Below are 13,438 nucleotides of genomic sequence, written 5' to 3'. Positions count from 1 at the left end.
AATGACATGAGTAAAAATATATTTAATGGAAAAAAATTAAAAAATGCTAGGACGTATAGAGCTAAAACAGTAGATATGGTGGCTAGCGAAACTAAAATCAATAAAAAGGATATTTTAGCTTTTGAAGCTGACAAGTATAAGCCAACACTAGAAAATGAAATGAAATTAGCTAATGCTTTAAGTTTTCCAAAGGAGTACTTTAGTGAAAAAGATAAAGTTAACGTAGTAGTTGAAAATACACATATTAGAACTGAGTCAACTTTACCTAGAGTAGAAGATATAGCATTAAAAGAAAAACTAGTTATGACTCACAGGGTTCTTAATTTCATACAAGGATATATAAAGTTCCCAGAAATGAATTTACCAAATAATTTAAATAGAAACGATGACATAGAAGTACTAGCTGAAAAAACAAGAGAATATTTCAATTTGGACAATGGACCTATATGTAATATGGTTAACTTGCTTGAGATAAATGGAATTTTTATATCTGCCACTAACATAGATAAAAAAGGTGCTCTTGCATTTAGCCAAAAACAAAGTATAGATAAAGACAGCAGATATTTTATAGCACTAGGAAATGATAAAAAGTCAGCTTCTATAAGAAATTATGACTTAGCATATGAACTAGCTTATATAGTAGCTAATGAAGCAAATATACAATCTAAGAAATTCTCGAAAGATGAGTTTGCTTGTGCATTTTTAATGCCTAAGGACTCATTTTTAAATGATCTAGAAGGAACTCAAGAGTTAGAAGATTTTATAGAATTAAAAAGCAAATGGATAGTTCCTATATGGGCTATGATTCTTAGAGGTTACCAATTAGGAAAGATAAGTTATAAAAAATATATGTACTTAATGAACGAAATGGATAAAAATGGATGGAGCAAGAAAGAGCCATTAGATAGTAATATAAAATCTTCGCATCCAATTCTTTTAAAAAAATCATTTGATATGTTAATAGAAGGTAAGATTATGAATGAAGGTCTGTTTATGAATAACCTAATAAATTATGGTCTTAGCATATACCCAAAAGATGTAGAAGAATTACTTGGATTAAAAGAGGGAACTTTATCTAAAAATATAAATAAAAGTAACAAAGATAATGTAAAAAAAGTTAACTTTAGAAAGTAAAAAAAAGGTCTATATTAATTTTAAATATAGACCTTTTAAAATTATTTAAAATATTATAAGTACATAAGCCATAGCAATTATCACAACTGATAGCCATGTTACCCCGCCTAAAATCATAGGTTTTACTCCTTTTGTAAACAAATCCTTTATATTAATTAATCTTATTGTAAAATTCTATGTATTCCTCAGCATATATAGAATTTTTTAAAAAAATAAAATTAAATTCATGAGATAAATTCATTGAATTTACATCTAAAACAACTAATTCTTTATTTTTTATTTCTTCAAGTACAGCAATTTTATAAATTATAGATATTCCAAAGTTATCTTTAACTAATTCTTTTATTATGTTAATATTTCCGATTTGCAGTAATTTTGAAAAATTTTTAGTTGTATAATTTCTTTCATAAAGCCACATTTCAAAAATATCTCTACTGCCGGAGCCTTGTTCCCTTATTATGAGATTTTCCGAAAATAAATCTTCTACATGAAGGTTAGATTTATCACAAATAGGATTTTTAGGAGAGGCTACAAAAACAAAATCTTCGTAACTCATTAAATATGTTTCATAGTCAGCTTTATTGAAGTGACCTTCTATAAAACAAAACTCTATAACTCCTTTTTTTAACATATCTAAAAGATTTTTTGTATTATCTACAATCATTGATAAATTTGAATAAGAATTTTGAGACAAATAATTTTTTATAATATTGGGCATTACAAATTCACCAATACTTCTAGTTGCGCCAAATGATACTGGTTTAGCTGAATAATTAGATTTTTTTAAGTTGTTCTCAATCGACAAAGACATAGTTCTTAGTTTTAAAATAGAATCTAAGAATTCTTGTCCAACCTTAGTTAAAATTAAGGTTTTACCGATATAGTTAAATAACTTAATATTGTACTGTGACTCTATATACTTTATATGCTGGCTGACAGCAGGTTGAGTAATACAAAGTCTTTTTGCAGTTTTTGTATAACTTTTGGTCTCGCATAAATCTATAAATGTTTTTAATCTGAAATCTATCATGGTATCCCCCAATACACAATTTATAAGAAAAGTGTACTATAAGTTAAATTTATAAATCAATAATTTTTTATAATTTTACATTATAATACTTGGTTGATACACTTTAAGTAAGATTAACTTGTTAAAATAATAATTAATATAAACTTGGAGGGGTATACATGAATGTGTTAGTTATTGGGGGTGTAGCAGCAGGAACAAAAACTGCAGCTAAACTAAAGAGAGAAAATAGAGATTTTAATGTAACATTAATTACAAAAGGTGAAAATATATCTTATGCAGGTTGTGGACTTCCATATTATGTTGGTGGAGTTATAGAAGATAAATCAGATTTAATTGTAAATACGCCTAAGAGTTTCTCAGATTTAACTCAAGTAGAAGTTAAAACTAGTGTAGAGGCATTAGAGATAGATAGAGATAAAAAAATTGTAAGAGCTGTTGACCTTAAAAATAATAAGGAGATAAATTTAAATTATGATAAGCTGGTTATAGCAACTGGAGCAGATCCTGTTAAGCCGCCAATTGAAGGGATAGACTTAGAAGGGGTTTTCTATATGAGAACACCGGATGATGCAATTGCTGTTCGAGAAGTAGTAGAAACAAATAATGTAAAAAGAGCAGTAGTTGTAGGAGGCGGATTTATAGGACTTGAAGTAGCTGAAAATCTGCATGAAATGGGTGTTAAAACAACTCTAGTTGAAGCAATGGACCATATAATGCCAGGGTTTGATGCTGAGGTAAGCTCATACGTTGAAAATGAACTTATAGAAAATGGAATAATGGTTTTAACAGGAGAAAGATTAACTTCTATAGAAGGCAATGAAAAGGTAAGTAAAGTAAGAACAGATAAAAGAGCTATGAAAGTGGATATGATTGTAATGTCTGTAGGCATAAGAGCTAATAGCAATATTGCTGAAACTTGTGGATTAGAGCTTGAGACAAATAAAACTATAAAAGTTAATGAATACATGCAAACAAATGATGAGGATATATATGCAGTTGGAGATTGCGTAACAGTAAAAAATATATTGAGTGGAAAAGCTGCATGGTCTCCTATGGGATCATCTGCAAACAAAGAAGGTAGATGTTTAGCTAAAACATTAGCTGGCAAAAAAACAGAATTTAATGGGGTCTTAGGAACGGGTATAGTAAAATTACTAAATTTAAATGCAGCAAGAACGGGACTAACGGAAAAAGAGGCATTAAATTTAGGGTACAATGTTGAAAGTATTTTAGTTCCTATAGATGATAAGGCACACTATTATCCAGATTCTAAAACGATAATTATAAAACTTATATCAGATAAAGATAATAAAAAGGTATTAGGGGCACAAGTTTTTGGTGAAGGAAATGTAGATAAGCATATAGATGTAGTTTCAACTGCGATAACATTTAATGCAACTGTAAATGATTTACAAAATCTAGATTTAGCATATGCACCTCCATTTTCTACAGCTATCAACCCGATAAGCCATGCGGCTAATGTACTTTTAAATAAAATAGATGGAGATGTAAAAACTATTAGATATGAAGATTTTCTAGAAAATCAAGAAAGCTATAAACTAGCAGATGTAAACAAAACACCTCAATTAGAAGGAGTTACATATATAGATTTAGCTCAGCTTAATGGGAAACTAGATGAATTTGAATTAGATGATAAAATACTTTTAGTATGTGCTAGGGGAAAAAGAGCTTATTTAGCATACAACAGAATGAAACACTTTGGATATAAAGATGTACAGGTATTAGAAGGTGGATTAGCTTTAAATAAGGAATTAAATGTTGAAGTGGGGGTAAATTAATATGAAATTAACAGAGGAAATGAGAAAAAAAGTTAAGGGAGAAGGTTTTTTATCAAATAATGATGGTCAGCATTTTTCATGTAGAGTTATAACTGAAAATGGAGCTATAACAGCAGAACAACTAATAAATGTAGCTGAAATAGCTAAGAAGTATGGAAATGGAGATATTTCATTAACTTCAAGACTAACATTAGAAATACCTGGTATAAAATATGAGAATATAGAAGCTACGAAGGAATATTTGAAAAAAGATAATTTAGTATCTGGAGGAACTGGTTCAAGAGTTAGACCTATAGTTCCATGTAAAGGAAGTGTATGTACATTTGGACTTTGTGATACTCAAGGGATAGGTACAACTCTTCATAAAGAATTTTATGAAAAATGGTATGATGTTAAATTGCCACATAAGTTTAAAATTGGAGTTGGAGGCTGTCCAAACAATTGTGTAAAACCAAGTTTAAATGATTTTGGGGTAGTGGGACAATTTGTACCAGAGTTTGATGAAGATATGTGTTCAGGATGTAAAAAGTGTATGCCTAAAGAAACTTGTAAGGTAGGAGCTATATCTATAGTAGATGGTAAAGCATTTATAGATAGAGAGAAATGCAATAACTGTGGATTGTGTATAGGTAAATGCCATTTCGATGCAATAGAAGAAGGTAAAAAAGGATTAAAGATATACTTAGGTGGGAAATGGGGTAAAACTTCAAGACCTGGTACTCCAATAACTGGAGTTTATACTGAAAATGAAATGATGGCTATTTTAGAAAAAGCAATACTTATATATAGAGAACAAGGAAAAACAGGTGAACGTTTCGGAAATATGATTGATAGAATTGGTGTTGAAAATATGGAATCACAAATTCTATCAAATGAGGTACTAGAGAGAAAAGATGAAATATTAGGAGCAGAACTTCATATTGTTGGAGGAGCTACTTGCTAAAAAATAATAAAAAAGCTTGCAAACTTAATGTTTGCAAGCTTTTTTATTATTTTTGTTATAAATTTACTTATTATCATATATTTTATAGACATATTTCATTTTATACTGTATATTTTTTATGTACATTGTATACTAAACGATATATAACAATAATAAAGGTTTGTTTGGGATATATTAATTAAATAACGATAACAAGGAGACTATTTTTAAATGGATAAAAATAAAGAAAACTTTGAGTTTGAAGAAGATCCTAGATATAAACAATGTAATAAAGAAGCTTTAATGGGTCTAGCATTAGGTATTGTAAACTTAGTATGGTGGTTTGGATTTGGATATGGATTAGGATCTAAGCCAGTTAAAGAATATACATATATATTTGGGTTTCCAACTTGGTTTTTTATGAGTTGTATAGCTGGAGGGTTATTATTTTCAGCTTTAACTGTAATTATGATAAATAAATTTTTTAAAAACATGACTTTAGATGCACTAAGTGAAGATGAGTTAGAAGAGTATAGAAAGGAATATAAATAATGAAACACATAAATTATCAAGTACTATTGCCTATTCTTATATATTTTATAGTTATATTTATAGTAGGATTTTATTCTATGAAATTTGTAAACAGAGCTAAAAATAAACATAATGGCGAAAAAGGATTCATGGATGAATACATGACAGGAGGACGAGACTTAGGAGGTTTTGTTCTAGCTATGACATTAGTTACAACATATTTGAGTGCTGGAAGCTTTATAGGAGGTCCAGGAACAGCTTATACTCAAGGATTAGGATGGGTATTTTTATCTATGGCTCAAATGCCAACAGGATACTTTACATTAGCAGTACTTGGAAAAAAGTTTGCGATAATAGCTAGAAAAATAAATGCAGTGACAATCACTGATTTTTTAAGAGCAAGATATAAATCTGATGCAGTGGTAATTCTTACATCTATATCTATAGTAGTATTTTTTATAGCTGCAATGGCAGCTCAGTGGGTTGGAGCGGCTAGACTTTTACAAGGTTCAGTTGGATTAGATTACAAAATTGCACTTACGGCTTTTGGATTAACGGTTATAGTACATACTGTAGTAGGAGGATTTAGAGCGGTAACTATTTCCGATACAATTCAAGGTGTGATAATGACAGTAGCCACTATAGCTATATTTGTAGGGACTGTTATAGCGGGAGGGGGAATATCTAATATAGTAAATAATATGCAAAGTGTAAATGAAGGACTTATAACTCCATTTGGAGTAACTCCGGGCAATATGAGTATAGCATGGGTAACATCATTTTGGATACTTGTTGGTTTTGCAGTAGTAGGAATTCCTTCAGTATCTCAGAGGGCTATGAGTTATAAAGATACAAAGAGTTTACATGATGGAATCAAGTATGGGACAATCGTATCTATGATCTTATTATTAGGGATGCATTTAGTTGGTGCATTTTCAAGTACTCTTGTAGTGGGTATTGAGTCTGGAGATTTAGTCATTCCTACTATAACAACTCAATTATTTCCGCCAGTAATTGCGGGGATTTTACTAGCAGGTCCATTAGCATCTATAATGTCTACTGTTGATTCACAATTATTAGTAGCATCAGGTGCTATAGTTAATGATATATATACTAATTACATAAACCCTAAAATAAAAAAAGATGCTAAAAAAACTGGAACTATAAGTTTATTAGTAACATCTACATTAGGTATAATAATTTACATAGTAGCAATAAATCCTCCAGATTTGATAGTCTGGCTAAATTTATATGCAAATGCAGGAATAATAGCTACATTTTTATGGCCTATTATACTGGGGCTATATTGGAAAAAGGCAAATGCAAGTGGAGCGTTAGCATCTATAATAACAGGTATAGGGAGTTATATTTTATTTAGCTATATATGGGTAAGACCATTAGGTATGCACACTATAGTTTTACCTCTTATAATTTCATTAGTATCATTTATTATTGTATCTAGTTTCACAAAACCACCAACCAATGAGACAATAAAAATCTTTTGGGGAGTTTATAAAAAATAAATTTAAAAGAGACATCTTATATGATGTCTCTTTTTTAAATTTACAGAAAATTTTATTTTCTTAATTATTGCATAAATTTATAAACCATTGAAAATATTAATGATTATAATAGGAAGAATCAATTTCTAATTTAAGGAAAAATGTCGTAAAATAAATATGTTAAATAAAAGGCGATAAAAAGTCGTTATAAAGGAGTCAAATATGGAAAGTTATAAACAAGTATTATTAGATGAAATACCAGAATTTAGAGCAAAGGGACACAAATTCTTAAATAAAGAAATGTCAAAAATGGACTTTAAACATGCATCTGGTGGAATGGGTGTTTATGCGCACCGTGATGGAGAACACTTTATGATAAGACTTAGAGTGGCTTCAGGTATATTAAATCTTGAACAATTAAAATTAGTGCAATATTTTGCTCATAAATATAATTTAGAACAATTACACCTTACAACTCGTCAAGCAATACAACTTCATGGACTAACAATAGACGAAGTTTGTGATATCATGGAAGAAGGTATACATAAAGATATGTATACAAGAGGTGGTGGAGGTAACTTCCCAAGAAACGTTGCTATATCACCTTTATCAGGAGTAGATCCAGAAGATATCTTTGATGTAACACCTTATGCAACAAAAGTTAATGAGCACTTTATGAGTAAAATAACTACTTATAAACTACCTAGAAAATTAAAAGTATCTTTTTCAAGTTCACCTAAAGATGAATCAAAAGCTACAATAAATGATTTAGGATTTATGGCAGTTAAAAAAGATGGAAAAGAATACTTCAAAGTATACATAGCTGGAGGAATGGGTAAAAATCCTATCAAAGGTTGTGAATACGATGAGTTAGTAGATCCAAAGGATGTATTATATCATGTAGAGGCTATGACTAATTTATTTATAGAAAAAGGTAATTATGAAAATAAAAACAAAGCTCGTACAAGATACATGCTTATGGAAATGGGTAAAGATGCTTTATTAGAATGCTATAAAAAACATTTAAAAGAAGCAAAAGAAAAATGTAATTTAGATTTAAATGTAACTCAAAAAGTATATGATAAAAAAGGAATTTCTATAGATGTCAAAGATGATCGTTTAGTTTCTCAAAGACAAGAGGGATTATACGCTGTTTATGTACACCCTGTAAATGGGCAATTAAAAGTTTCTGACTTAGACAAAATAATAGAGACTGTAAATGATATGGATGATATTGAAATCAGATTAGCTATGAGTGAAGGTCTTTATATAAGAAATCTAAATGGAGAAGAAGCTAAAAAAGTTTTAGATTTAACTAAGGATATAACAGGTAAATATAAAATACAACAAAGTACAGCTTGTATAGGTGTTCCTATTTGCCAAATGGGTATAGCTGAAAGTCAAGAAACTTTAGAGGAAATAATCAAAACTTTAGAAGAAAAAAATTATAATAGTGACACTTTACCAAGAATCCATATATCAGGATGTCCTAACTCTTGTTCAACTCACCAAGTTGCACCTATTGGTTTTGCTGGTAAAAAGAAAAGAGTTGGAGATAAGACAAAAGATGCTTATGAACTTCATATAGGTGGATGTGCTACTTTTGAGGAAACTAGATTAGGAAAAATATACGGAGATGTATTAAGAAGAGAAGTTCCAAACTTATTATTCGATATATCAGAAGCTATAGCTAAATCTAACTTAGAATTTTATGAATTTATAGAAACAAATGAAGACGAATTAAACACTATAGTAAATAAATACTTATTATAATAAAAAGTGAACTCTAATATTAGAGTTCACTTTTTTATTTAATATTTTTATTAATTTGTAGAATATTATATAATATAAAGAAAAAACTAATTTTATATTATACAGATTAAAGGAGCAATTATATGAAAGTTAGACTTGGATATGTAGCTATAGCTTTAAATTTGCCCAAAGTGACCTCTTCAAGCACTGTAACATACTCTAGATACTCTAAGATCAATACAGAGGCAGACAAGCTAAATAAGCTAAAGGAAGTAACTAGATCAAATATATATGACTTAGAAAAAATATTAAATTATAATATAGAAAATCAAATACATTTTTATAGGATAACTTCAAATTTGATACCACTTGGAACTCATCCAGATGTAACATTTGAGTATAGGAAATATTTTAAAAAAGATTTTGAATATATAGGGAATATAATCAAAAAAAATAATCTGAGAATAGATTCTCATCCAGATCAGTTTAATGTAATCAATAGCATAAAAGAAAATGTTGTGGAAAATACTATAAAAAGTCTAAAATTTCAAAGTCAGATATTTGAAGATATAAATTATAAAGAAGGAAAAATGGTTATACATATAGGGAGTTCTCAAGGCGGAAAAGAAGAAAGCATAGAAAGGTTTATAAATAACCTAAAATATTTTCCAAATGAAGTTGTAAGTAGATTAATATTAGAAAATGACGATAAAATATTTACAGCACAAGATGTTTTAAATATATGTAAAGAAACAAAATTACCTATGGTTCTTGATATCCACCATCATATTTGTAAAAATAACGGAGAGGAAATTAAGTATATATTAAAAGATATTTTTAATACTTGGAATAACGAAATTTTACCACCTAAAATACATTTTTCAAGTCCGAGAGAATTTGAAAAAGATAGAAAACATGCAGATTTCATAAATGCAAAAGATTTTTTAGATTTTATATACCTAGCTAAAGATGAAGTAGACAGAGATTTAGATGTGATGATAGAAGCTAAAAAGAAAGATCTAGCATTAAAAAAACTAGTAAATGATATAATGGATCTAGATGGAAATATTAAATTTATAGATGAAACAACTATAGAAATATAAATTACTATACACATATTATTTAAAAAGAGCTGAGTGAAATACTTAATAAAAAGTATTTCACTCAGCTTTTTAGTTATATTATTTATTAGGTTTAAATGAACTCTTTAATGGAACTACTCTATTAAATACTAGCTTTTCATCAGTAGTATATTTAGAATCTACATTGAAGAATCCATGTCTTACAAATTGGAACTTATCTTGAGGCTTAGCATTTTCTATAGCAGTTTTTTCAGCAAAACCTTGAACTACCTCAAGAGAATTAGGGTTTATTTGCTCTAAGAAGTGCTTACCTTCATTTTCAGGAGCATCATCTAAGATTAATGGCTCAAATAATCTAAACTCACAAGGAACAGCACTGTTTGCATCTACCCAGTGTATAGTAGCTTTAACTTTACGACCAGTAAATCCAGAACCACTCTTAGTTTCAGGATCATATGTACAATGAATTTCAGTTACATTTCCATTTTCGTCAGTTATGAAGTCGTTACATTTAACAAAGTAAGCTCCCTTTAATCTAACTTCATTGCCAGGGAATAATCTAAAGTACTTTTTAACTGGTTCAATCATAAAGTCATCTTGTTCTATATATATTTCTCTAGAGAATGGAACTAATCTTTTACCTTTAGTTTCATCTTTAGCATTATTTTCTATTTCAAGCATTTCAACTTGACCTTCTGGATAGTTAGTTATAACTAGTTTTAAAGGCTTTAAAACACCCATAGCAAGAGGCGCTTTAGGTTGTAAGTCTTCTCTTACAAAGTAGTCTAACATTTGGCTATCTACTGTAGAATCTGCTTTAGCCACACCTATTTCATTACAGAAGTTTCTAATAGCTTCTGGAGTGTAACCTCTTCTTCTAAGACCAGCTATAGTAGGCATACGAGGATCATCCCAACCATCAGTTACTCCTTCATCAACAAGTTGCTTAAGTTTTCTTTTACTCATAACAGTATTTGTAAGATTAAGTCTAGCAAATTCTATTTGACGAGGAATTTCTGGCATTTCACATTCAGCTACAACCCAATCATAAAGTGGTCTTTGATCTTCAAATTCTAATGAACATAGAGAATGAGTTATACCCTCTATAGCATCTTCTAATGGATGAGCGAAAGCATACATTGGATATATACACCATTTATCACCAGTATTGTGGTGATGAGAATGAGATATTCTGTATATAGCAGGGTCTCTTAAATTGATGTTAGGAGAAGACATATCTATTTTAGCTCTTAAAACTTTTTCTCCATCTCCAAATTCTCCATTTTTCATTTTTTCAAATAATTCAAGATTTTCCTCTATAGATCTATTTCTATAAGGACTTTCTTTTCCTGGTTCTGTTAAAGAACCTCTATACTCTCTCATTTGCTCTGCGTTTAAGTCGCATACATAAGCTTTACCTTTTTTTATAAGAAGAACAGCTCTTTCATACATTTGTTCAAAATAATTTGAAGCAAAGTATAAGTTAGTCCAATCAAAGCCTAACCACTGAACATCTTCTTTTATAGAGTTTACATACTCTACATCTTCTTTTACTGGATTTGTATCATCGAATCTTAAATTTACATTTCCATTAAACTCCTTAGCTAAACCAAAGTTTAAACATATAGATTTAGCATGACCAATATGTAAATATCCATTTGGCTCAGGTGGGAAACGAGTTATGATAGTATCATGTTTTTTAGATTCTAAATCATTAACTATTATGTTTCTTATAAAGTTTGATGACTTATTTTCATTTGACATATTCGTACCTCTTATCTATTAAATTTGTATTATTATTATTATATAATTACTATTATTAATAATTTTAATTCAAATTGAGAAAAAAATAAAGGATTAGTAGTTAATTTCTTACAATTATAGTGAAAAATATTACGGGAAAATGTTTTTATGTGCAAAAATTAAAATAAATATTAAATTACAATTATAAAAAAAGTCATTTTTAAAATAATCCACAGACTTATTAACAAAATATAAACAATATTAACAATTTAATAATGAAATATAGAAACAAGTTTGTTATAATTTATATAGAGTAATTTTGTTAGGGGTGGGGGAATGCTAAACTTTAAACTTTGTAGTGAAATTTTAAAATTGTGTCCATTGCCATGTATATATGGACAAGCTATAAAAAATGAAGAAGGAATTTTTACAGACTTTATAATAGAAGACTTTAATGATAAACTTTGTAAACTTGTGGGTCTAGATGAAGAAAATATCAAAGAAAAAAGTATAAATGATATTATACCTTCTATTTTAGATAAAAATTTAAAAGAAGGTATAATAGATGAAGATTCATATATTTCTTATTTAGATGGATGGTATTAAAGTTGAAATATCATATGTAGAAGATGATAAATATGTATTATGGCTTGTAGAAAATAAAGAGATACAGCATTTAAGAACCGTACAATTACTAATAGACACGATACCAGATTATATATTTTATAAAGACATAGATGGGAATATAGTAGGTTGTAATAAAAGTTATGCAACGGAGCTAGTAGAATTAGATAGAAATGACATAATAGGTAAAAGTTATAAAGATTTACCTGTGATTAGTCAAAATTTTGAAAGTTATAGAGATAATGACTTAGAGGTTGTAGACACTAGATCTACTAAAATGTACTATGAAAACGTTATATTGAAAAATGGGAAGAAAATTTATTTAGAAATCATAAAAACACCTATAATATCAGATGGTGGAGAGGTAATTGGAATCATAGGGATAGCAAGGGATATAACGGAGAGAAAAGAACATGAAGAAGCATTAGAAAGAGCACGTTCAGAAGCATTAGCCAATACAGCACATGAATTAAGAACACCATTAAACTTAATATTTAGTTCAGTTCAAATGTTAAATTACCGATACGATATAATAAATAACAAAACAAATGATAGAGATGATAAGTATTTAAATATAATAAAACAAAATGGATATAGATTATTGAAACTAGTAGACAATTTGATTGACTCAACTAAGTTAACTTATGAAGATGTAGAATTTAACCCTAAAAATTATGACATAGTTAATTTTGTTGAGAGTATTTGTGATTCTGTAAGTGATTTTGCAAATCAAAATGAAATGGATATAATATTTGATACAGATGTGGAAGAAAAAGTTATCGGGTTTGATTTAGATAAAATGGAGAGAATAGTATTAAATTTACTATCAAATGCATTTAAGTTTAATAGAAAAGGAAAAGCAATACAAGTAACTATAAAAGACTTAAAAGATAAGATTCAATTAAGAGTTAAAGATGAAGGGATTGGAATACCTAAAAAAGACTTATATAAAGTATTTGATAGATTTAAACAAGTTAAGCATGAAAGTATAGATACTAAAGTTGGAAGTGGGATAGGTCTGTCTTTAGTTAAGTCTTTAGTTGAGTTGCATGGCGGAAATATAGATGTTGAAAGTGAGCTTGGACAAGGTAGTGAGTTTATAATAGATATGCCTTGTAATTTATACAGCCATAAATTAGAACTAATTGATGATTGTAATTTAAAGGCAAATTTCGTGCAAAAAATTGAAGTTGAGTTTTCTGATATATATGCATAAAAGTGGATAATCTTTTAAGATTTATCCACTTTTTTATATCTAAGTTAAGTGACCTATTAATAGGTCACTTTTTTTATTGTGAAATATATAGTTTAAAAATGAA

At 28.6% G+C, this 13,438-nt stretch carries 11 protein-coding genes; 9 read left to right on the top strand and 2 right to left on the bottom strand.

Annotation, left to right across the window (positions count from 1 at the left end; translation table 11 throughout):
• Nucleotides 1-6 precede the first annotated feature (6 nt).
• Nucleotides 7-1,134, top strand: a complete 1,128-nt coding sequence (locus KXZ80_RS09325) for an XRE family transcriptional regulator (RefSeq protein ID WP_021433208.1) — start codon at nt 7-9, stop codon at nt 1,132-1,134.
• Nucleotides 1,135-1,285: 151 nt separating this feature from the next.
• On the opposite strand, the gene KXZ80_RS09320 is transcribed toward KXZ80_RS09325, so the two are convergent.
• Nucleotides 1,286-2,164, bottom strand: a complete 879-nt coding sequence (locus KXZ80_RS09320) for a LysR family transcriptional regulator (RefSeq protein WP_021433207.1) — start codon at nt 2,162-2,164, stop codon at nt 1,286-1,288.
• A gap of 158 nt (nt 2,165-2,322) precedes the next feature.
• Between KXZ80_RS09320 and KXZ80_RS09315 the strand changes: the two genes are divergently transcribed.
• From KXZ80_RS09315 to uvsE, 6 genes are all read left to right on the top strand, one after another.
• The gene (locus tag KXZ80_RS09315) at nt 2,323-3,963 is read left to right on the top strand and encodes an FAD-dependent oxidoreductase (RefSeq protein WP_021433206.1); all 1,641 of its coding nucleotides are present in this window, start codon (nt 2,323-2,325) and stop codon (nt 3,961-3,963) included.
• A 1-nt stretch (nt 3,964) separates the two neighbouring features.
• On the top strand, nt 3,965-4,906 hold the full coding sequence (locus KXZ80_RS09310) for a 4Fe-4S binding protein (RefSeq protein WP_021433205.1): 942 nt from the start codon (nt 3,965-3,967) through the stop codon (nt 4,904-4,906).
• A 210-nt stretch (nt 4,907-5,116) separates the two neighbouring features.
• On the top strand, nt 5,117-5,437 hold the full coding sequence (locus KXZ80_RS09305; protein WP_021433204.1) for a YhdT family protein: 321 nt from the start codon (nt 5,117-5,119) through the stop codon (nt 5,435-5,437).
• Nucleotides 5,437-6,939 carry a sodium/pantothenate symporter gene (panF, locus tag KXZ80_RS09300; RefSeq protein ID WP_038285261.1) on the top strand — a complete coding sequence of 501 codons (1,503 nt, stop codon included), beginning with the start codon at nt 5,437-5,439 and terminating at the stop codon, nt 6,937-6,939. Before KXZ80_RS09305 ends, panF begins: the two co-directional genes overlap by 1 nt.
• Nucleotides 6,940-7,140: 201 nt before the next feature.
• The gene (locus KXZ80_RS09295) at nt 7,141-8,691 is read left to right on the top strand and encodes a nitrite/sulfite reductase (protein WP_021433202.1); all 1,551 of its coding nucleotides are present in this window, start codon (nt 7,141-7,143) and stop codon (nt 8,689-8,691) included.
• 122 nt (nt 8,692-8,813) lie between these two features.
• Nucleotides 8,814-9,773, top strand: coding sequence for a UV DNA damage repair endonuclease UvsE (gene uvsE, locus KXZ80_RS09290; protein WP_021433201.1), 960 nt, complete (start codon nt 8,814-8,816; stop codon nt 9,771-9,773).
• A 78-nt stretch (nt 9,774-9,851) separates the two neighbouring features.
• Here the strand turns inward: uvsE and KXZ80_RS09285 are convergent, their stop codons facing one another.
• On the bottom strand, nt 9,852-11,516 hold the full coding sequence (locus KXZ80_RS09285) for a glutamine--tRNA ligase/YqeY domain fusion protein (protein WP_021433200.1): 1,665 nt from the start codon (nt 11,514-11,516) through the stop codon (nt 9,852-9,854).
• A gap of 315 nt (nt 11,517-11,831) precedes the next feature.
• Between KXZ80_RS09285 and KXZ80_RS09280 the strand changes: the two genes are divergently transcribed.
• Complete coding sequence (locus tag KXZ80_RS09280; protein WP_021433199.1) at nt 11,832-12,101, top strand: hypothetical protein; 270 nt, start codon at nt 11,832-11,834, stop codon at nt 12,099-12,101.
• Entirely contained in the window at nt 12,088-13,335 is a 1,248-nt protein-coding gene (locus KXZ80_RS09275) for a PAS domain-containing sensor histidine kinase (RefSeq protein ID WP_021433198.1), read from the top strand. Before KXZ80_RS09280 ends, KXZ80_RS09275 begins: the two co-directional genes overlap by 14 nt.
• Nucleotides 13,336-13,438: the final 103 nt, after the last annotated feature.

The sequence above is a fragment of the Paraclostridium bifermentans genome (assembly GCF_019916025.1).
GTDB classification, from domain to species: Bacteria; Bacillota; Clostridia; order Peptostreptococcales; family Peptostreptococcaceae; genus Paraclostridium; species Paraclostridium bifermentans.
The sequence above is the reverse complement of the archived record's forward strand: the minus strand, read 5'-3'. Positions and strand labels throughout refer to the sequence as shown.